Source organism: Pseudomonas sp. GM30, from assembly GCF_000282275.2.
Lineage (GTDB): Bacteria > Pseudomonadota > Gammaproteobacteria > Pseudomonadales > Pseudomonadaceae > Aquipseudomonas.
The window spans coordinates 138,252-159,784 of record NZ_AKJP02000027.1 but is presented as its reverse complement, the minus strand read 5'-3'; the positions used below and the strand labels follow the sequence as shown (position 1 = coordinate 159,784).

The 21,533-nt window shown below is 61.7% G+C and carries 17 protein-coding genes; 11 read left to right on the top strand and 6 right to left on the bottom strand.

The window, feature by feature from the left end:
- Positions 1–181 precede the first annotated feature (181 nt).
- From hslU to PMI25_RS18515, 5 genes are all read right to left on the bottom strand, one after another.
- Positions 182–1,519 carry an ATP-dependent protease ATPase subunit HslU gene (hslU, locus tag PMI25_RS18535; protein ID WP_007968354.1) on the bottom strand — a complete coding sequence of 446 codons (1,338 nt, stop codon included), beginning with the start codon at positions 1,517–1,519 and terminating at the stop codon, positions 182–184.
- Between the two features lie 55 nt (positions 1,520–1,574).
- A complete protein-coding gene (gene hslV, locus PMI25_RS18530) occupies positions 1,575–2,105 on the bottom strand; it encodes an ATP-dependent protease subunit HslV (protein ID WP_007968352.1) in 531 nt (176 codons plus the stop codon).
- Positions 2,106–2,410: 305 nt separating this feature from the next.
- On the bottom strand, positions 2,411–3,118 hold the full coding sequence (locus PMI25_RS18525) for an SPOR domain-containing protein (RefSeq protein ID WP_007968349.1): 708 nt from the start codon (positions 3,116–3,118) through the stop codon (positions 2,411–2,413).
- A gap of 1 nt (position 3,119) precedes the next feature.
- Complete coding sequence (gene argS / locus PMI25_RS18520; protein WP_007968348.1) at positions 3,120–4,856, bottom strand: arginine--tRNA ligase; 1,737 nt, start codon at positions 4,854–4,856, stop codon at positions 3,120–3,122.
- 262 nt (positions 4,857–5,118) lie between these two features.
- Positions 5,119–7,338, bottom strand: coding sequence for a primosomal protein N' (locus PMI25_RS18515; RefSeq protein ID WP_007968347.1), 2,220 nt, complete (start codon positions 7,336–7,338; stop codon positions 5,119–5,121).
- A 284-nt stretch (positions 7,339–7,622) separates the two neighbouring features.
- On the opposite strand from PMI25_RS18515, the gene rpmE reads away from it, so the two are divergent.
- From rpmE to PMI25_RS18500, 3 genes are all read left to right on the top strand, one after another.
- Positions 7,623–7,838 (top strand): 50S ribosomal protein L31, encoded by a 216-nt coding sequence (rpmE, locus tag PMI25_RS18510; protein ID WP_007968345.1) that lies wholly within the window; start codon positions 7,623–7,625, stop codon positions 7,836–7,838.
- Positions 7,839–7,879: 41 nt separating this feature from the next.
- Positions 7,880–8,662 (top strand): thermonuclease family protein, encoded by a 783-nt coding sequence (locus PMI25_RS18505; RefSeq protein ID WP_045122129.1) that lies wholly within the window; start codon positions 7,880–7,882, stop codon positions 8,660–8,662.
- 183 nt (positions 8,663–8,845) lie between these two features.
- Positions 8,846–10,114: a malic enzyme-like NAD(P)-binding protein gene (locus PMI25_RS18500; protein WP_007968342.1), complete on the top strand. Its 1,269-nt coding sequence runs from the start codon at positions 8,846–8,848 to the stop codon at positions 10,112–10,114.
- Between the two features lie 261 nt (positions 10,115–10,375).
- On the opposite strand, the gene PMI25_RS18495 is transcribed toward PMI25_RS18500, so the two are convergent.
- Entirely contained in the window at positions 10,376–12,820 is a 2,445-nt protein-coding gene (locus PMI25_RS18495) for a penicillin-binding protein 1A (RefSeq protein WP_443200891.1), read from the bottom strand.
- 219 nt (positions 12,821–13,039) lie between these two features.
- Between PMI25_RS18495 and PMI25_RS18490 the strand changes: the two genes are divergently transcribed.
- From PMI25_RS18490 to PMI25_RS18455, 8 genes are all read left to right on the top strand, one after another.
- Positions 13,040–14,104: a pilus assembly protein PilM gene (locus tag PMI25_RS18490; protein ID WP_007968339.1), complete on the top strand. Its 1,065-nt coding sequence runs from the start codon at positions 13,040–13,042 to the stop codon at positions 14,102–14,104.
- Positions 14,104–14,670, top strand: coding sequence for a PilN domain-containing protein (locus PMI25_RS18485; RefSeq protein ID WP_007968337.1), 567 nt, complete (start codon positions 14,104–14,106; stop codon positions 14,668–14,670). Before PMI25_RS18490 ends, PMI25_RS18485 begins: the two co-directional genes overlap by 1 nt.
- On the top strand, positions 14,667–15,290 hold the full coding sequence (pilO, locus tag PMI25_RS18480) for a type 4a pilus biogenesis protein PilO (protein ID WP_007968335.1): 624 nt from the start codon (positions 14,667–14,669) through the stop codon (positions 15,288–15,290). Before PMI25_RS18485 ends, pilO begins: the two co-directional genes overlap by 4 nt.
- Entirely contained in the window at positions 15,287–15,814 is a 528-nt protein-coding gene (locus tag PMI25_RS18475; RefSeq protein ID WP_007968333.1) for a pilus assembly protein PilP, read from the top strand. Before pilO ends, PMI25_RS18475 begins: the two co-directional genes overlap by 4 nt.
- Before the next feature lie 13 nt (positions 15,815–15,827).
- Entirely contained in the window at positions 15,828–17,900 is a 2,073-nt protein-coding gene (pilQ, locus tag PMI25_RS18470; RefSeq protein WP_007968331.1) for a type IV pilus secretin PilQ, read from the top strand.
- 4 nt (positions 17,901–17,904) lie between these two features.
- Positions 17,905–18,423, top strand: coding sequence for a shikimate kinase AroK (aroK, locus tag PMI25_RS18465; RefSeq protein ID WP_027611316.1), 519 nt, complete (start codon positions 17,905–17,907; stop codon positions 18,421–18,423).
- Between the two features lie 151 nt (positions 18,424–18,574).
- Positions 18,575–19,675: a 3-dehydroquinate synthase gene (gene aroB, locus PMI25_RS18460; protein WP_007968327.1), complete on the top strand. Its 1,101-nt coding sequence runs from the start codon at positions 18,575–18,577 to the stop codon at positions 19,673–19,675.
- 10 nt (positions 19,676–19,685) lie between these two features.
- Positions 19,686–21,275 carry an AAA family ATPase gene (locus PMI25_RS18455; protein ID WP_007968326.1) on the top strand — a complete coding sequence of 530 codons (1,590 nt, stop codon included), beginning with the start codon at positions 19,686–19,688 and terminating at the stop codon, positions 21,273–21,275.
- Positions 21,276–21,533 lie beyond the last annotated feature (258 nt).

Below are 21,533 nucleotides of genomic sequence, written 5' to 3'. Positions count from 1 at the left end.
AAGAGGCCCTGTGTCAGCGAACTTTGTGGCGAGGGGATTTATCCCCGATCGGCTGCGCAGCAGCCGCAAACCCGTTGATGCGGTGTGTCTGAGATACCGCACTCAACGGGATAAGGGCGGCTTCGCGCCCCATCGGGGATAAATCCCCTCACCACAAAAGCCCGCTCACACAGAAGGTGACCTACAGGATATAACGGGACAAGTCTTCGTTCTGCGCCAATTCGCCCAGGTGGCTGTTGACGTACGCAGCGTCGATCAGGATCGGCTTGTCGTCATGCGCGCTGGCCAGGTCGCCGGCACTGAACGACACCTCTTCCAGCAGACGCTCAAGCAGCGTGTGCAGACGACGGGCACCGATGTTCTCTGTCTTCTCGTTGACCTGCCAGGCGATCTCCGCCAGACGCTTGATGCCTTCCGGCTGGAACTGGATGTTCAGGCCTTCGGTTTTCAGCAGTGCGCAGTATTGCTCGGTGAGCGAGGCGTGCGGTTCGCTGAGGATGCGTTCGAAGTCTTCCGGGCTCAGCGCCTTGAGTTCGACGCGGATCGGCAGACGACCCTGCAGCTCAGGCACCAGATCGCTCGGCTTGCTCAGGTGGAACGCACCGGAAGCGATGAACAGGATGTGGTCGGTCTTGACCATGCCCAGCTTGGTGTTGACGGTGCAGCCCTCGATCAGCGGCAGCAAATCGCGCTGTACGCCTTCACGGGACACGTCGGCGCCGCCGACATTGCCGCGCTTGGCGACCTTGTCGATTTCGTCGATGAACACGATGCCGTGCTGCTCGACCGCTTCCAGCGCCTTGGCCTTCAACTCTTCTTCGTTGACCAGACGCCCGGCCTCTTCGTCGCGCACCAGTTTCAGCGCTTCCTTGACCTTGAGCTTGCGCGCTTTCTTCTTGCCCTTGCCCATGTTGGCGAACAGGTTCTGCAACTGGCTGGTCATTTCTTCCATGCCAGGTGGCGTGGCGATTTCGATGCCGGCCACTTCGGCGACTTCGATCTCGATTTCCTTGTCGTCCAGTTGCCCTTCGCGCAAGCGCTTGCGGAACAGCTGACGGGTGTTGGAGTCGCTGCTCGGCGCTTCTTCATTGCTGAAGCCCATGCGTGCCGGTGGCAGCAGTGCGTCGAGGATACGATCCTCGGCAGCGTCTTCGGCACGGTGACGTACGCGGGTCATTTCCTGCTCGCGGAGCATCTTGATCGCAGCGTCGGCCAGATCACGGATGATCGATTCGACGTCACGGCCAACGTAGCCGACTTCGGTGAATTTGGTCGCTTCGACCTTGATGAACGGCGCGTTGGCCAGTTTCGCCAGACGACGGGCGATTTCGGTTTTACCGACACCGGTCGGGCCGATCATCAGAATGTTTTTCGGAGTCACTTCAACGCGCAGCTCTTCAGGCAGCTGCATGCGGCGCCAGCGGTTGCGCAGGGCAATCGCGACGGCGCGCTTGGCATCGTCCTGGCCGATGATATGGCGGTTGAGTTCGTGGACGATTTCGCGGGGAGTCATGGACATAGTAATTGACGGTCCTCAAGCAGAAACAAGCCGTGGCACTTAGGCCGCGTCAGGCTTATTCAGCGAGATCCTGCTCCTCAATGGTCTGGGTGTGGTTGGTGAATACACAGATGTCGCCGGCGATACCGAGGGCGGTCTCGACGATCTCGCGAGCCGACAGGTCGGTCTTTTTCAGCAGCGCGCTGGCCGCAGCTTGCGCGTAGGCGCCGCCGGAACCCATGGCGATCAGGCCGTCTTCAGGTTCGACCACGTCACCGTTGCCGGTGATGATCAGCGAGGCGTCCTTGTTGGCAACCGCGAGCATGGCTTCGAGGCGGCTCAGGGAACGGTCGGTGCGCCATTCTTTGGCGAGTTCGACAGCGGCGCGGATCAGGTGGCCCTGATGTTTCTCGAGCTGGCCTTCGAAACGTTCGAACAGGGTGAAGGCGTCGGCGGTGGCACCGGCGAAACCGGCGATGACCTGGCCGTGGTACAGGCGACGCACCTTTTTGGCGTTGCCTTTCATCACGGTGTTGCCGAGAGAAACCTGGCCGTCGCCGCCCATGACGACTTTGCCGTGGCGGCGGACTGAAACGATGGTGGTCAAGGGAAGAGTCTCCACGCAGCGGGGCGAAAATGCCTTATGCCCATTCATATGGGGGTGCTGGAGAGGATTTCAACCGGGGAGGGTAATGGGAGACGAATGGTGATGAAGGGGTGGTGCAAACCTCTGTGGCGAGGGAGCTTGTCGAATCCTCGCACCGTCCCGCTCGGCTGCGCAGCAGTCGTAAAACCTGCAATCCCGGTCTGTCTGATGCACTGGATTCACAGGGTTTGGGGGCGCTTCGCACCCCAGCGGGAGCAAGCTCCCTCGCCACAAAGTCCGCCGAACGATTTACGTTCGGCGTCAGGTCATCGGCTCTGGCGTTGTTGTAACAGCAGATTGCTGAAGCCGCTGCCGGCCAATTGTTTCTGTGCGGTGGTCAGCTGTTCGCGGTTGCTGAACGGGCCAACCAGTACGCGATACCAGGTTTCATCCTTCACCGTACCGGATTCAACCGCCACAGCCTGGCCGAGCAGAATGATCTGCGCCCGCACCTTGTCCGCGTCCGCCTCTTTGCGGAACGAACCGGCCTGGAGGAAGAACTTGGTCACCGGCGCCGCTTTCGCCACCGGCGGCGCTGGCGGCGGGGTGATGCCCGACAACGCAGCCTGCGCCCGTGCGGTGTCGATCTTCGCTGCTTCCGCGGGGGTCACCGGTGTGGTCGGCACTTGCGGCGTCGGCAGGGTTTTCTCCGGCACGGCATCCGGCGGCACGATCACTTCCGATTCCGGCAGCAGGGTGTAGAAGTCGTACTTCGGCTTCACCGGTTGCGTCGGGCTCGGCGGGGTCTTGTTGGCCTCGGCGATCTTCGACGCTTTCTGCTGCTGCGCCTGCTCGACTTTCTCGCGCTTGACCGTGTCGCTGCCCTTGCCCGGCTCCAGTTTCATCAGGAACACGATGAACGCGCCGACCGTCAGGCCGATGGCCATCCACAGCCAGCCCGGGATCGGTTGCTTTGCAGGAGCTTGGTAACGGCTGGCGCCACGCTTGGGTGCAGGTTTTTTCTTGGCAGCCAACTTACATGCGCTCCAGAGTTTCCAGGCCCAACAGTTCCAGGCCTTGCTTGAGAGTACGACCGGTCAGCGCGGCCAGACGCAGACGGCTCTGCATCTGGACCGGCGTTTCGGCGGCGAGGATCGGGCAGTTCTCGTAGAAGCTGGAGAACAGACCGGCGACGTCATACAGATAAGTGCAGAGAATGTGCGGCGTGCCTTTTTCCGCAACGCTGTTCAGCACTTCGCCGAACTGCGCCAGTTTCGCCGCCAGCTCCTGCTCGTGCGCCGCTTCGAGGACGATCTGGCCCTCGACTTCACTGAAGTCCTTGCCCAGTTTGCGGAACACCCCGGCCACACGGGTGTAGGCGTACAGCAGGTACGGCGCGGTGTTGCCTTCGAAGTTCAGCATCAGGTCGAAGTTGAAGCTGTAGTCGCTGGTGCGGTGCTTGGACAGGTCGGCGTATTTCACCGCACCGATGCCGACAACCTTGGCGATGTTGCGCAGTTCGTCTTCGGCAAGTTCCGGGTTCTTCTCTTTGACCAGGTTGTAGGCGCGTTCCCGGGCTTCGGTCAGCAGGTCGATCAGCTTCACGGTGCCGCCGTCACGGGTCTTGAACGGACGGCCATCGGCGCCGTTCATGGTGCCGAAGCCCATGTGCTCCATTTCCATCGGATGGGTCACAAAACCGGCCTTGCGCGCCACGGCAAACACTTGCTGGAAGTGCAGGGCCTGACGCTGGTCGACGAAGTACAGCGCGCGGTCAGCCTTCAGCTTGCCACTGCGGTAGCGCACGGCCGCCAGGTCAGTGGTGGCGTACAGGTAACCGCCGTCAGCCTTGACGATGATCACTGGCAGCGGATCGCCGTCGGCGTTCTTGAACTCGTCGAGGAACACGCACTGGGCGCCGTTGCTCTCGACCAGCATGCCGGCGGCTTTCAGGTCGTTGACCACGTTGATCAGGTCGTCGTTGTAGGAGCTTTCGCCCATCACGTCGGCCATGGTCAGTTTGACGTTGAGCAGTTCGTAGATCTTCTGGCAGTGCGACAGCGAGATGTCCTTGAATCGTGTCCACAGCGCCAGGCATTCGGCATCGCCGGCCTGCAGCTTGACCACCAGGCCACGGGCGCGGTCGGCGAACTCTTCGGATTCGTCGAAACGCTGCTTGGCGGCGCGGTAGAAGTTTTCCAGATCGGACAGCTCGTCGCTGGTGATCGGGTTTTCCTGCAGATACGCCATCAGCATGCCGAACTGGGTGCCCCAGTCGCCCACGTGGTTCTGACGGATCACTTCGTCGCCGAGGAACTCGAGAACACGGGCCACGCCGTCGCCGATGATGGTCGAGCGCAAGTGGCCGACGTGCATTTCTTTGGCCAGGTTCGGTGCGGACAGGTCGACCACGGTGCGCTGCGCCGGGCCGGCCTTGCGCACGCCAACGTGGGCGTCGGCCAGAGCGGCGTCGAGGCGCGAGGCCAGGGCCTGGGTGTTCTGGAAGAAATTGATGAAACCCGGGCCGGCGATTTCGGCCTTGGTGACGTTCTCGTCGGCCGGCAGCGCGGCAATGATTTTCTCCGCCAGATCGCGCGGCTTCATGCCCGCAGGCTTGGCCAGCATCATGGCGATGTTGCTGGCGAAGTCGCCGTGGGTTTTGTCGCGGGCGTTCTCCACCTGAATCGCCGGCGACAGGCCTTCAGGCAACACACCTTCGTTGACGAGTTGGGTGAGGGCTTGTTGGATCAGCTGGCGAATGGTGTCTTTCATGGTCTTCTCTTTCGACCGCAAGCGCGGCGGCGCATCGATGCGCGGGTGGAAAAACTGGGCATTATCCGTTGCGAAGACGGGCTTGCCAACCTTAGCAGGCAGGATGTGGATATGTGGTGACAAATTACCCTGTGGCGAGGGAGCTTGCTCCCGCTCGGCTGCGCAGCAGTCGTAAAACCGGCTGGATCGGTTTGGCTGGCATTACCGTTTTGGGGCCGCTTCGCGCCCCAGCGGGAGCAAGCTCCCTCGCCACAGGTCAGCGTCAATACAAATCCACCGGATCGACATCCAGCGACCAGCGCACCGCGCGCCCGCTCGGCATCTGTTCCAGCTCCAGCAACCAGCTGGCGAGCAGTCGATGCAAGGGTGCCCGCGCCGCCGCTTGCACCAACAGCTGTGCACGATAGCGCCCCGCACGGCGCTCCATCGGTGCCGGCACCGGTCCGAGCAATTCGATCCCGCCTGGATTCTGTTCAGCCAGCAAACGCTCGGCGGCGCTGCATGCCTCATCGAGAAAACCTTCCGCCTGCCCCGGTTTGTGCGCTTCGGCGCGTAACAGCGCCAGGTGTGAAAACGGCGGCAGCCCCGCCGCGCGGCGCTCACTCAAGGCCTGCTCGGCAAAGGCGAAGTAACCCTGCTCGGTCAGTTGCACCAGTAAAGGATGGTCGGCCAGGTGGGTCTGGATGATTACCTTGCCCGGCTCCTCGGCCCGGCCGGCGCGCCCGGCCACCTGCACGATCAACTGCGCCATGCGCTCGCTGGCGCGAAAGTCGCCGGAGAACAGCCCGCCGTCGGCATCCAGAATCGACACCAGCGTGACCCGGGGGAAGTGGTGCCCCTTGGCCAACATCTGCGTGCCGACCAGAATGCACGGCTGACCCTTCTGAATCGTCGCGAATAATTGATTCATCGCGTCCTTGCGCGAGGTGCTATCGCGGTCGACGCGCAGCACCGGGTAGTCCGGGAACAGAATCGCCAGCCGTTCCTCGGCGCGTTCGGTGCCGGCGCCCACCGGGCGCAGATCGACCTTGTTGCACTTGGGGCACTGGCGCGGCGTGCGTTCGACGTTGCCGCAGTGATGACAGCGCAGCTCACCGTAGCGCTGGTGCACGGTCATCCGCGCGTCGCAGCGTGAACACTCCGACATCCAGCCGCAATCGTGACACAGCAATGTCGGCGCAAAGCCGCGCCGGTTGAGGAATACCAGCACCTGCTGGCCGGCCGCGAGGGTCTGGCCGATGGCTTGTTGCATCGGTCCGGAAATGCCGCTGTCCAGCGGACGGCTTTTCACGTCCAGCCGCAGGAAACGTGGTTGTTTGGCGCCGCCGGCCCGCTCGTTGAGGCGTAGCAGGCCATAACGACCGGTGTAGGCGTTGTGCAGGCTTTCCAGCGACGGCGTGGCGGAGCCGAGCACGATCGGGATGTTTTCCTGTCGCGCGCGCACCAGCGCCAGATCCCGCGCGTGGTAGCGCAGGCCTTCCTGTTGTTTATAAGAACCGTCGTGTTCTTCGTCGATGATGATCAGTCCCGGGTTCTTCATCGGGGTGAACAGCGCCGAGCGGGTGCCGATAATAATGTCGGCCTCGCCGTCGCGGGCAGCGAGCCAGGCGTCGAGGCGCTCACGGTCGTTGACCGCCGAATGCAGCAGGGCGATGCGCGCATTGAAGCGCTGTTCGAACCGCGCCAGAGTCTGCGGGCCAAGGTTGATCTCGGGGATCAGCACCAGCGCCTGCTTGCCGGCTTCGAGGGTTTCGCGGATCAGTTGCAGATAGACTTCGGTTTTGCCGCTGCCGGTGACCCCGGCCAGCAGAAACGCGTGATAACTGTCGAACCCGGCGCGGATCGCCTCGTAAGCGGCGCGTTGTTCGGTGTTGAGCGGCAGTTCCGGTTGCGCCAGCCAGTGTTCATGGCGCACGCCGGGCGCATGCCGGCGAATCTCCACCTGCACCAGTCCCTTGGCCAGCAGCAGGTCGAGGCTGTCCTTGCTCAGCATCAGCTTGCTCAGCAACTGATGGGCCACGCCGTGGGGGTGCTGCGCCAGCGTCGACAATGCTTCACGCTGGCGCGGGGCGCGGGCGATGCGCGGATCATCGAGGCTGGCACCGGGCGCAACCGACCAGAAGCGCTCCTGACGGGCCTCAGCCAGTTCGCCCTGTCGCAGCAAAACCGGCAGCGCCCAGCTCAGGGTGTCGCCGAGGCTGTGCTGATAATACTGGGATGTCCACAGGCACAGCTTGAATAGCGCGGGCGGTAGCGGTGGCTCGACATCGAGCAGGGCCAGCGCCGGTTTGAGTTTCTCCAGCGGTACATCGCTGGTGTCGGTGACTTCGACCAGGATCCCGATCATTTCCCGCCGACCGAACGGCACACGCAAGCGCATGCCCGGCTGCAACTGGGCACGCGATACCCCGGCCGGCGCCCGATAATCGAACAGGCGGCGCAGGGGCGAAGGCAGGGCGAGGCGCAGAATGGCGTCGGGCACGCGGGGGGATCTCTATCAACACAAAAGGAGGCTTGGCGCAGATCAAGTGTGGGAGCGAGCTTGCTCGCGAACGCGGTGTGTCAGGCACGAAGTCATCAACTGGCACAACGCATTCGCGAGCAAGCTCGCTCCCACAGGGGTGCGTTCAAGCCCGGGAGCCTAGCAGACGGTCGGTCTCAGGGACAGCTTGCGCGATTGACATTGTCTGGTAGAATCCGCGGCCTAATTACGTGCGGTATTCAACAATAGTGTTGGGTGGCGGCACGCTAGCTGAGGAAGACATCATGAAAGCTGATATCCACCCGAATTACCCAGAAGTTGCAGTAACCTGCAGCTGCGGCAACAAGTTCGAAACCCGTTCGACCTTCGGCAAAGCCCTGGCGATCGACGTTTGCAACGAGTGCCACCCGTTCTACACCGGTAAGCAGAAGACTCTGGACACCGGTGGTCGCGTTCAGAAGTTCGCCGACCGTTTCGGTGCCTTCGGCGCCAAGAAGTAAGATTGGTCATTCTGGAAAACTTCGACGGTTTCTCCAGGCTGATGAAAAAGGCGTCCCTTGTGGGCGCCTTTTTTGTGTCCGCGATTTGGCTGTCCGCTGCCCAGGCATTTTGCCCCACGCCTGCCGGCCTGAGCAGCGTCAGCGTCCAGCGTGTGGTCGATGGCGACACGCTACGCCTGAGCGATGGGCGCAGTGTGCGGATGATCGGTCTCAACACGCCGGAGCTGGGCAAGCAGGGCCGCAGTGACGAACCCTTCGCCGTGGCGGCGCGCAAACGCCTCGAAGCGCTGGTGGCGGACAGTGGCGGGCGGGTCGGGTTGCTCCCCGGCAGGCAGGCCAAAGACCATTACGGCCGGACCCTGGCGCATGTCTACAGTGCCAGCGGCGCCAGTCTTGAAGCGCAAATGCTCGCCGATGGCCTCGGTTTTCAGGTCGCGGTGGCGCCGAACATCGATCTTGTTGCCTGTCAGCAGGCTGCTGAGAGGAGCGCGCGAACCGCTGGACGCGGCGTCTGGCGCCAGTCGCCGGTACTGAAAGCGCAGCAGATCCAGCGTTCGGGTTTCGCCGTGGTCAGCGGGCGTGTGAGCAAAGTTCAGCGCAATCGCGGTGGAGTCTGGATCGAGTTGCAGGGTTCGGTTGTACTGCGCGTTGCGCCCAATCTGGTCGGACAATTTGACAGCGCCCGGTTGCAGGCGTTGAAAGGCAAGCAGATCGAGGCTCGCGGCTGGGTCGTCGATCGTTCGCGACGCGGCGGTTTGAAACCGGGTCAGCCACGCTGGTTACTTCCGCTGACGGATCCTTCAATGCTGCAAAGCGCTCGCTGAATAAAAATTGTAGACATTTTTTCTGTCGATTGTGAACAGTCCAGCCCTTGTGCGCCGTGGCTCTTGGCCCAAAGTCGTAGGACAGCGCGCTTGACAGGGGTGACCGCTCAGTCTTGTGGGGACTTTACGAGGCGCGTATCCTCGCTGACCAGTCTGTCCAACAGTAAAAAGCGGAATGCCAAAATGTCTGATCTGAAAACTGCCGCTCTCGAATATCATGCCAATCCTCGTCCAGGGAAGCTGAGTGTCGAGCTCACCAAGGCCACTGCTACCGCCCGCGACCTGTCGCTGGCCTACAGCCCCGGCGTAGCTGAACCAGTGCGTGAGATCGCTCGCGATCCTGAACTGGCCTACAAGTACACCGGCAAGGGCAACCTGGTTGCAGTCATTTCCGATGGCACCGCGATTCTGGGGCTGGGTAACCTCGGCCCACTGGCTTCCAAGCCGGTTATGGAAGGTAAAGGCGTGCTGTTCAAGCGCTTCGCCGGTATCGACGTATTCGACATCGAAGTCGACTCCGAAAGCCCGCAAGCCTTCATCGACACGGTAAAACGCATCTCCATCACTTTCGGCGGCATCAACCTGGAAGACATCAAGGCACCTGAGTGCTTTGAGATCGAACGTGCTCTGATCGAGCAGTGCGACATTCCGGTATTCCACGATGACCAGCACGGCACCGCAATCGTGACCGCGGCCGGCATGATCAACGCCCTGGAAATCGCCGGCAAGACCCTGCCGGAAGCCAAGATCGTCTGCCTCGGCGCAGGCGCTGCGGCCATCTCCTGCATGAAGTTGCTGGTGAGCATGGGCGCAAAAATCGAAAACATCTTCATGGTTGACCGTACCGGTGTGATCCACTCCGGCCGTGACGACCTGAACCAGTACAAAGCCGTGTTCGCTCACGCCACCGACAAGCGCAGCCTGGCTGACGCTCTGCAAGGCGCTGACGTGTTCGTCGGTCTGTCCGGCCCGAACCTGCTGAGCCCTGAAGGCCTGCTGTCGATGGCGGCCAACCCGATCGTCTTCGCCTGCTCGAACCCGGATCCGGAAATCTCCCCGGAGCTGGCACACGCCACCCGCAGCGACGTGATCATGGCCACCGGTCGTTCCGACTACCCGAACCAGGTCAACAACGTACTGGGCTTCCCGTTCATCTTCCGTGGTGCCCTGGACGTTCGCGCCAAGCGCATCAACGAAGAAATGAAAGTAGCTGCGGCCAACGCCCTGCGTGAACTGGCCAAGCTGCCAGTGCCGCAGGACGTGTGCGACGCCTACGGTGGTGCGCCGCTGGAATTCGGCCGTGAGTACATCATTCCGAAACCAATGGACAAGCGCCTGATCACCCTGATCTCCGACGCTGTGGCCAAAGCTGCGATCGAGACCGGTGTGGCCACCCTGCCGTATCCGAAGAACTACCCGCTGAAAAGTGTGGATGACGTGTTCAACGGCTAAGTCGTTGTAGCGCTTCAACGAAAGCCCCGGCTCGTCATGAGTCGGGGCTTTTTTATGCCTGATATTTTTGTCGCGACTGGAATGGCGCCATCGCGAGCAGGCTCACTCCTACAGGGTTTGAGTTGTTCACTCTATCTATGCCGCACCTTGGTCCCTGTAGGAGTGAGCCTGCTCGCGATGAGGCCAGTGGTCTCACCACAAAACCAACAGACAATAAAAAGCCCCGCTCTCTCGAAGGCGGGGCTTTTCAATGACGCTGGATCAGAACAGATCGATCGGTGCCTGCTCATCCGCCGGCAGCGGACTGCCCGGTACGGCACCGTTGCCCAGCTCATTCACCGAAGGCGGCGTGTCTTCCGACTTGAACAGTTCGAAGTACGCGCCAGGCGTGCTCGGCGTTGCCGCACGACCGCTGACCGGATCCACCCGCAGGCTGAGAATGCCTTCCGGCTCAGGCTGTACGTGCGGCGGCTTGTCCTTGAGCGCGGCAGACATGTAGTTCATCCAGATCGGCAACGCCACGGTGCCACCGAACTCGCGACGGCCGAGGCTTTCCGGCTGGTCGAAGCCGGTCCAAACGGTGGTCACGTAATCGGCGTTGTAACCGGAGAACCATGCATCCTTCGATTCGTTGGTGGTACCGGTCTTGCCGGCGATGTCGCTGCGACCCATGGCCAGTGCGCGGCGACCGGTGCCGAGCTTGATCACGTCCTGCAACATGCTGTTGAGGATGTAGGTGGTGCGGCCATCGACGATTCGCTCGGCCACGGCCGGCGTTTGTGGCGCAGTGGCAGCGCCCGGTGCTTCACCCGGCACCGGCGCGGCGTTGACGGTGATCGACTGAGGTGTCGGCGCCGCGATGCCATCGGTCGCCGAGCCACCCTGTGGCACGGTCGGCGGGTTGGCGACGAACAGCGTGTCGCCGTTGCGGCTTTCGATCTTGTCGATGATGTACGGGGTGATCTTGTAGCCGCCGTTGGCGAAGGTGCTCCAGCCGGTAGCGATCTCCATCGGGGTCAGGGTCGCGGTGCCCAGTGCCAGCGACAGGTTCGGCGGCAGGTCCTGCTTGTTGAAGCCGAAACGGGTGATGTAGTCGATGGTCTTGCCCACACCCATCGCCTGCAACAGGCGGATCGACACCAGGTTACGCGACTTGTACAGCGCCTCGCGCAGACGGATCGGGCCGAGGAAGGTGTTGGTGTCGTTCTTCGGCCGCCAGACCTTGTCCAGGTACTCGTCGACGAACACGATCGGCGCATCGTTGACCAGCGTCGCGGCGGTATAACCGCTGTCCAGTGCAGCACTGTAGACGAACGGCTTGAAGCTCGAACCCGGCTGACGCTTGGCCTGCAGGGCGCGGTTGTAGTTGCTCTGCTCGAAGGCGAAACCGCCGACCAGCGAGCGAATCGCGCCGTTCTGCGGATCCAGCGACACCAGCGCGCCTTGCGCCTGCGGGATCTGGCTGAATTTCAGCGAGTTGTTCGGCTGACGCTGCACGCGAATCAGGTCGCCGACCTGCGCCACATCCGACGGCTGGCGCGGTGCGGCGCCCATGCTGTTGGTGTTGAGGAACGGCCGTGCCCATTTCATGGTGTCCCAGGCGACGTGTTCTTCGCCGGTACGGGTCAGCACCTGCAAGCCATTCTTGTCGACCTGGGTGACGATGGCCGGCTCAAGACTGCTGATGGTGCGCTGCTTGGTCAGCTCGCTGGCCCACGCTTCGTGGGTCTTGCCCGGCAGACGCGATTCAGGGCCACGGTAGCCGTGACGCTGGTCGTAGGTCATCAGGCCTTCGTGCAGCGCGGTGTTGGCCATTTCCTGCAGATTGCTCGGTACCGTGGTGGTGACGCGGAAACCTTCGGTGTAGGCGTCGCTGCCATAGCGACCGACCATTTCGGCACGGGCCATTTCGGCGATGTACGGCGCGTTCACTTCCGGCGTCGGTACGTGATAACTGGCGTTCAGCGGCTCGTTGATCGCGGCGGTGTAGTCGGCCTCGGAAATCTTCCCGAGCTTGTACATGCGCCCGAGGATCCAGTCGCGACGTTCCTTACTGCGCGCCGGGTTGGCCAGCGGGTTGAAGCGCGACGGGGCTTTCGGCAGGCCGGCGATCATCGCCATCTGCGCCAGGCTGACGTCGCGGATCGACTTGCCGTAATACACCTGCGCTGCCGCCTCGATGCCATAGGCGCGGTTACCCAGATAAATCTTGTTCACGTACAGCTCGAGGATCTCGTCCTTGGTCAGCTGTCGTTCGATCTGCAGGGCCAGAAGAATCTCGGTGGTCTTGCGCGAGAAGCTGCGTTCGCTGGTCAGGAAGAAGTTCTTCGCCACCTGCATGGTGATGGTGCTGCCGCCGGACTGAATGTGCCCGCTTTTGACCAGTTGGGTCGCCGCACGCATCAGGCTGCTCGGATCAACGCCATAGTGATTGGCGAAATTGTCGTCTTCAGCACTTAGTAACGCATTAATGAAATTGGGTGGAATGTCGGCGAAACGGATCGGAGTACGGCGCATTTCGCCAAATTCTGCGATCAACTTGTTGTCGCTGCTGTAAACCCGCAGAGGAATCTGCAACTGAATGCTTCTCAGCGCCTCCACAGACGGCAAACCCGGACTAAGGTAAAGAAACGCGCCGCTGAGACCTAAAAGCAGTCCGCAGAAAACGGCGACGATGGACCAACCGAAAAATTTCAGCAGACGAATCAAGGCTTTTGGGCATCCAGGGCAAAGAATGAATGTGGCGACAGGGCTCCGGTAACACACGGAACAGCCTGGGCCGGCAGTAAAAAGCGGAAAAAAACGCTGGGCATTATAAGCACTTTTCTGCTGGGGGCGTCATTTGCGCTTCTGTCAAGGTGGGGTGAAGGAACGCAATGCGTATTACAGAGTCCGTAACTCACGGAAAGTCATAGGGAATTGGTAGTGCTGGGACTCTTCAATAAAAAGACCAATACGTTACTGGGGATCGACATCAGCTCCACTTCGGTGAAGCTTTTGGAACTGAGTCGTCAGGGCGACCGCTACCGGGTCGAGGCGTACGCGGTTGAGCCGCTGCCGCCCAACGCCGTGGTTGAAAAGAACATCGCCGAGCTCGAAGGCGTAGGCCATGCCTTGTCCCGCGTGCTGGTCAAGGCGCGGACCGGTCTCAAGAGCGTGGCGGTGGCGGTGGCCGGTTCCGCGGTGATCACCAAGATCATCGAGATGGACGCCGGGCTGACCGACGACGAGCTGGAAAACCAGCTCAGGATCGAGGCCGACCAGTACATTCCCTATCCGCTGGACGAAGTCGCCATCGATTTCGAGGTTCAGGGCGTTTCACCGCGCAACCCGGAGCGGGTCAGCGTGCTGCTGGCCGCCTGCCGCAAGGAAAATGTCGAAGTGCGCGAGGCGGCGCTGGCGCTGGCCGGGCTGACCGCGCGAGTGGTCGATGTCGAAGCCTACGCACTGGAGCGCTCGTTCGGCCTGCTCGCCATGCAACTGGCCGCATCGCAGGAGCGCCTCACCGTGGCGGTGGTGGACATCGGCGCGACCATGACCACCCTCAGTGTTCTGCACAACGGCAAAATCATTTACACCCGCGAGCAACTGTTCGGCGGGCGGCAACTGACCGAGGAAATCCAGCGTCGTTATGGCTTGACCATCGAGCAGGCCGGTCTGGCGAAAAAACAGGGCGGCTTGCCCGATGACTACGTCAGCGAGGTGTTGCAGCCGTTCCGGGAGGCGCTGGTGCAGCAGGTCTCGCGCTCGCTGCAGTTCTTCTTTGCCTCGGGTCAGTACAACGCGGTGGATCATGTTCTGCTGGCGGGTGGTACGGCATCGGTGCCGGGGCTGGATCGCCTGATCGAACAGCGCCTGGGCACGCCGACCCAGGTCGCCAACCCGTTTTCCGACATGGCCTTGAGCAGCAAGGTCAACGCCGGGGCCCTGGCCAGTGACGCACCGGCCCTGATGATTGCCTGCGGGCTCGCGCTCAGGAGTTTCGACTGATGGCGCGGATCAACCTTCTCCCCTGGCGCGAGGAGCGCCGCGAAGAGCGGCGCAAACGCTTTCTGCTGATCCTGATCGGGGTCTTCGTCGGTTCGGTGGGCGCAGTGTTCATCGCCGATCAGATTTTCAGCACCGCCATCGAGCGGCAGGCGGCGCGCAATGCTTACATCGGCAAACAGATTGCCGTGGTCGATGAGCGGATCAAGCAGATCAGCGAGCTCAAGGCGCGGCGCCAGCAACTGGTCGAGCGCATGCGCATCATCCAGGACTTGCAGGGCAACCGGCAGATCAGCGGGCGGATCTTCGACCAACTGGCGCGCACGTTGCCGGACGGCGTGTATTTCACCAGCGTGAAACTGCTCGGCAAGACGCTGTCGATCAGCGGCGCGGCGGAGTCGAACAATCGCGTCTCGGAGCTGATGCGCAATCTGGACGCTTCCGACTGGTTCGATGCGCCCAGCTTGAACGAGGTGAAGGCGACGACCGCCGGTCAGGTGGATCAGGCCAACATCTTTCAACTGACCGTGCGTCAGACCCAGCCAACTGTAACGGAGGGCGACAAATGAAGCCGTCCGAATGGCTGCAAAGTCTGCGCAACATCGACTTCAATGATCTGGACACCAGCAATATCGGCTCCTGGCCGGCCGCGGTGAAAACCATCGCCGGGGCGTTATTGGCGGTGCTGGTGTTGGCGCTTGGCTATAACTTCTTCATCAGCGACATGGAAAACCTGCTGGAAGCCAAGCGTCAGGAAGAAGACACCTTGAAGGAGCAGTTCGCCAGTAAAGCGCACATGGCTGCCAATCTGGAGCTCTACACCCAGCAGATGAAGGAGATGGAGACCTCCTTCGGCGTGCTCCTGCGCCAATTGCCCAGCGACACCGAAGTCCCGGGATTGCTCGAAGACATCACCCGCACCGGGCTGGGCAGTGGTCTCGAATTCGAAGAGATCAAGCTGCTGCCGGAAGTCACCCAGCCGTTCTACATCGAGTTGCCGATCCAGATCACCGTGACCGGGGCTTACCACGACCTCGCGACCTTCGTCAGTGGCGTCGCCGGGTTGCCACGGATCGTCACCTTGCACGATTTCGAGCTCGCGCCTGCCAACCCGGACGGCGGGACGAAGCTGCGCATGAGCATCCTCGCCAAGACCTACCGCTATAACGACAAGGGGCTGAATAAATGACCCCGATCCGTTATTTCGCTCTGTCGGTGCTGTTGCTGGGTCTTGGCGGATGCTTTGGTGGAGATGACTTCAGCGACCTCGATGCCTACATGAACGAAGTGCGTCTGCGGCCGGCGGGCAAGATCGAGCCGACGCCGACGTTCCGTTCCTATCCCACGTTTACCTACAGTGCGGCCAACCTGCGCAGCCCGTTCTCGCGTCAGGTGCGCGTCGATCTGGCCGGTCAGCAGCGCGGCTCGCGCAACGTCAAGCCCGACCCCAACCGGGTCAAGCAGTACCTCGAAGGTTTCAACATCGAGCAGTTTGAAATGGTCGGCACGATCTCCAATGCCTCCGGCTCCTTCGCCCTGCTGCGCGGAGCGGGTGCAGTGCATCGGTTGAAAGTCGGCGACTACCTGGGGCGCAACGACGGGCGCATCGTCGCCATCAGCGCCACTCAGGTCGATGTGGTCGAAATCGTCCCCGATGGCGAAGGCGCCTGGCTGGAGCGTCCGCGCACCATTCCTTTGAAAGAGCACTCATAGTGGAAGTCGAACAATGAACAGGATTTTCTTTAGCCTCGGTTTTTCGCTATGGATAGCGCTGCTTTCACCGATGGTTCAGGCGGCCAGCCTCAAGACGCTGGATGTCGCGGCGTTACCGGGTGACCGCATCGAGTTGAAGCTGTCGTTCGACGGCCCACCACCGCAGCCCAAGGGCTATACCACCGATTCCCCGGCGCGGATTGCACTGGATCTGCCGGGTGTCGCCAGTCAATTGGCGAGCAAGACCCGCGATCTGGGCAGCGGCAATGCGCGAACCGCCACAGTGGTCGAGGCCAACGACCGCACGCGCCTGATCATCAGCCTGACGCAACTGACGCCCTATACCTTTCGGGTCGAAGGCAACAATCTGTTTGTCGTGGTCGGGCAGGGCACCAAGCCGGCCGCGCCGCGTCCAGCCGCTGTCGCGCCACGCCCAGCCGTTGCTGCGGCGAAGGTGTATGCGCCCGTCGCCAAGGCCATTCGTGGCGTCGACTTCCAGCGCGGCACGGCGGGTGAGGGCAACGTAGTCATCGACCTGTCGGACCCGACCATCGCCCCGGACATCCAGGAGCATGACGGCAAGATCATCCTCAGCTTTGCCCGCACGCAGTTGCCCGACAGGCTGCGGGTACGCCTCGACGTCAAGGATTTCGCCACCCCGGTGCAGTTCGTCAACGCTGCCGCGACCGGTGATCGTGCGGTGATCACCGTCGAACCCAGCGGTACGTTCGACTATTCCACCTACCAGACCGACAACAAGCTGACCGTCAGCATTCGCCCGATGACCGTCGATGACCTGCAAAAGCGCAACGCCGACCGCAACAGCTACAGCGGCGAAAAGCTCTCGCTGAATTTCCAGGACATCGATGTGCGTTCGGTGCTGCAACTGATCGCCGATTTCACCAACCTCAATCTGGTGGCCAGCGATACGGTGCAGGGCGGGATCACGCTGCGTCTGCAGAACGTGCCGTGGGATCAGGCGCTGGACTTGGTGCTGAAAACCAAGGGCCTGGATAAACGCAAGATCGGCAACGTGCTGCTGGTGGCCCCGGCCGACGAGATTGCGGCCCGCGAGCGCCAGGAGCTGGAGTCGCAAAAACAGATCGCCGAACTGGCGCCGCTGCGCCGCGAGCTGCTGCAAGTGAATTACGCCAAGGCCGCGGACATCGCCAAGCTGTTCCAGTCGGTGACCAGTGCCGAGGCGAAAATCGACGAGCGTGGCTCGATCACCGTCGATGAACGGACCAACAACATCATTGCCTACCAGACCCAGGATCGTCTCGACGAACTGCGGCGAATCGTGGCGCAACTGGATATTCCGGTGCGTCAGGTAATGATCGAGGCGCGGATCGTCGAAGCCAACGTCGATTACGACAAGAGTCTGGGCGTGCGCTGGGGCGGCTCGATCCAGAACAAGGGCAACTGGAACACCTCCGGGGTCAGCAATGGCTCGTCGACCACCATTGGCACGCCGGGCAGTACCAGCACCAACTCGCCGTTCGTCGACATGGGCACGGTCGGTAACACGTCCGGGATCGGCATCGCCTTCATCACCGACAACGTGCTGCTCGATCTTGAGCTGACTGCCATGGAGAAGACCGGCAACGGTGAAATCGTCTCCCAGCCGAAAGTCGTCACCTCCGACAAGGAAACGGCGAAGATCCTCAAGGGCACCGAGATTCCGTATCAGGAAGCCAGCTCCAGCGGCGCGACGTCGGTGTCGTTCAAGGAGGCTTCGCTGTCGCTGGAAGTGACGCCGCAGATCACCCCCGACAACCGCATCATCATGGAGGTCAAGGTCACCAAGGACGAACCGGACTACCTGAACAAGGTGCAGGATGTGCCGCCGATCAAGAAGAACGAGGTCAACGCCAAGGTGCTGGTGAACGACGGCGAGACCATCGTGATTGGCGGTGTTTTCTCAAATACTCAAAGCAAGGTCGTAGATAAGGTGCCATTTCTTGGCGATGTGCCGTATCTTGGCCGCCTTTTCCGGCGTGATGTGGTTTCGGAGAAAAAATCCGAGCTGCTGGTATTTCTCACTCCGCGTATCATGAATAACCAGGCGATTGCTGTGAGTCGTTGATTCTGTGCGAAATTTGATTCTTGTAGGACCGATGGGCGCTGGCAAAAGCACCATCGGCCGGTTGCTGGCCAAAGAGCTGCGCCTGCCGTTCAAAGATTCCGACAAGGAAATTGAACTGCGCACGGGCGCCAATATCCCGTGGATCTTCGACAAGGAAGGCGAGCCCGGCTTTCGTGACCGTGAGCAGGCGATGATCGCCGAGCTGTGCGCGTTCGACGGCGTGGTGCTGGCGACCGGCGGCGGCGCGGTGATGCGCGATGCCAACCGCAAGGCCCTGCACGCGGGCGGGCGGGTGGTGTATCTGCACGCCTCCGTCGAGCAGCAGGTTGGCCGCACGTCGCGCGATCGCAATCGGCCTTTGCTGCGCACCGCCGATCCGGCGAAAACCCTGCGAGACCTGCTCGAGATCCGCGATCCGCTCTATCGGGAGATCGCCGATCTGGTGGTGGAAACCGACGAACGGCCACCGCGCATGGTGGTGCTCGACATTCTCGACCGTCTGGCGCAGCTGCCACCCCGTTAAAGCGCCGCCGGAAATGCGCTATCCTCGGCGTCCTGTCACAGCCGTCGAGGTTGTGGCGGATGGCGTGCGAGCGGCGTCATACCCGCAATAGGCCGCAGACAACCAATAATTCAGGGCAGGACGCCTGCTTCCATCTTCACTGTGGGGACACATGCAGACACTCAAGGTCGATCTAGGCGAGCGCAGCTACCCGATTCATATTGGCGAAGGTTTGTTGGATCAGCCTGAGCTGCTGGCGCCGCATATCCACGGGCGGCAAGTGGCAATCATCTCCAACGAGACCGTTGCGCCGCTCTATCTCGAACGTCTGACCCAAAGCCTTGCGCAGTTCTCGGTGATCTCGGTGGTGCTGCCGGACGGCGAAGCCTTCAAGAACTGGGAAACCCTGCAACTGATCTTCGACGGCCTGCTGACGGCCCGTCACGACCGCCGCACCACGATCATCGCCCTCGGCGGTGGTGTCATCGGTGACATGGCCGGTTTTGCCGCCGCCTGCTACCAGCGCGGTGTCGATTTCATCCAGATTCCTACCACGCTGCTGTCCCAGGTCGATTCGTCGGTGGGCGGCAAGACCGGTATCAACCATCCGCTGGGCAAGAACATGGTCGGCGCGTTCTATCAGCCGAACGTGGTGCTGATCGATACCGCATCGCTGAAAACCCTACCGGAGCGTGAACTGTCCGCCGGTCTGGCCGAAGTCATCAAGTACGGTCTGATCTGCGACGAGCCGTTCCTGACCTGGCTTGAAGACAACGTCGACGCCCTGCGCGCGCTGGACCAGAAGGCCCTGACCTACGCCATCGAGCGCTCCTGCGCAGCCAAGGCTGCCGTGGTCGGCGCCGATGAGAAGGAAACCGGCGTGCGCGCCACGCTCAACCTCGGCCACACCTTCGGCCACGCCATCGAGACCCACATGGGCTATGGTGTCTGGTTGCATGGTGAGGCGGTGGCCGCTGGCACCGTGATGGCGCTGGAAATGTCCGCGCGTCTGGGCTGGATCAGCGAGCAGGAGCGTGATCGCGGCATTCGTCTGTTCCAGCGTGCCGGTCTGCCGGTGATTCCGCCGGAAGAAATGACCGAAACCGATTTTCTCGAACATATGGCAATTGATAAAAAAGTGATCGACGGTCGTCTGCGCCTGGTGCTGCTGCGCCGGATGGGCGAAGCGGTGGTGACCGCCGATTATCCGAAAGAGGTTCTACAGGCCACGCTGGGAGCGGATTACCGCGCTCTGGCTCAGCTTAAAGGTTAATAAGATTCCGATGACTAGTTTGCATGCCGACGAGGCGTTCCTCGGCCATTTCCAGTTAAGTCACGACCCTTTCGCGCCGCGGGTACCGGGCTTCAAATTTTTCCCGGCCCAGCGCAAGCCGGTGCTGGGGCAACTGCATCACCTGGCGCGTTACAGCCAGTTGCTGCTGGTGGTCACCGGCCCGCAGGGCAGCGGCAAGACCTTGCTGCGTCAGGCGCTGGTAGCCAGCACCAACAAGCAATCGGTGCAAAGCGTTGTGGTGTCGGCCCGTGGCGCCGGCGATGCCGCTGGCGTGCTGCGTCAGGTTGCGCAGGCACTGGACGTGGCGCAGGCCGAGGTCGGCGCGATTCTGGCGCAAGTGGTGCAACTGGCGCTGACCGGTCAGGAAGTCTATCTGCTGGTGGATGACGCCGAGCAGCTCGACGAGTCCGCCCTCGAAGCGCTGATGGCGCTGGGTGCCGGGGCACCGGAAGGTCGTCCGCACGTGTTCCTGTTCGGTGAGTCGTCGCTGATCGCGCAACTGGAGGCCTTGCACCTCGAGGAAGAGCGTTTCCACGTCATCGAATTGCAGCCGTACACCGAAGAAGAGACCCGCGAATATCTCGACCAACGGCTCGAAGGTGCGGGCCGGGGTGTCGAACTTTTCACCGCGGATCAGATCTCTGAGATTCACGAAAGCGCCGAGGGTTGGCCTGGCAACATCAACCAGGTCGCTCGCGATGCACTGATCGAAGTCATGATTGCCAGCCGCTCTGTGGTCAAGCGTCCAAGTATGGGGTTCAACATGCCGAAGAAACACGTATTGGCGATATCCGCCGTCGTTGTGGTCGCGGTCGCCGCCGCCTGGCTGATGCCGGGTCGCAACAAGGCGCCAACCACTGGCGCACCCGCCAACGAACAGGCACAACTGCCATTGGGTCAGGGCGCCAAGGGTGGCGCGCCGAACGTCGAGTTCGCCGGCAATACCCAGCCGATGCCGCTGCCGCTGGTCGGCAACTCGCAACCGGTGATGCGCGGCCCGCTGGCTGAAGCCGCAGGCGGCATCACTGAAGGTGACGACGGCGTGCCGGTCGAAGGCTCCAGCGCAACGCCGCCGACCGTCACCACTTCCGCGCCACCGGCAGGTGTTCCGGCCGGTCCGGCGCCAACCCCGGTTCCGGTGCCCGCCGCCAAGCCGACCCCGGCACCGACTCAGGTCGCCACCGCCAAGCCTGCTCCGGCAGCGCCAGCGGCCAAACCGGCTCCGGCCCCGGCCAAGCCTGTTGCAGCCGCCAAACCGGCCGAGAAGCCGGTTACCGTCGCCAAAGCCGCCGGTGGCAGCTGGTACGCCGGTCAGCCGACCAGCAACTACGTGGTGCAGATCCTCGGCACCAGCTCCGAAGCGACCGCACAGAACTTCGTCAAGGAGCAGGGCGGCGAGTACCGTTATTTCAAGAAAGTCCTCAACGGCAAGCCTCTCTACGTGATCACCTACGGCAACTTCGCCAATCGTGATGCAGCCGTTTCTGCCATCAAGGCCTTGCCAGCGAAGGTTCAGGCTGGTAAACCTTGGCCTCGCACTGTCGCCAGCGTCCAACAGGAACTGGCAACAACTCGCTGAAGATTCGGCGGCCTTACCCAGGCCGCCTCTCCAAGCACCTCAAAATTTCTACGAGTGCGCGCTTCCTTCCAGGTCGCGTGCCTTGTGGTGTCTGCGTCACAGTAGTCTTTGAGTCGTTGCGGTCAGAATTAAAAAAGTTTTGACTAGCACAGCATATCGCTTTAAACCTTTCACAAATGCGACATAGATTTGCGACATTTCGTCGTCAAATTTGTGAGCGTCTGTGTCGCTGTGTACAATGACCACCCTTTTGCCCCC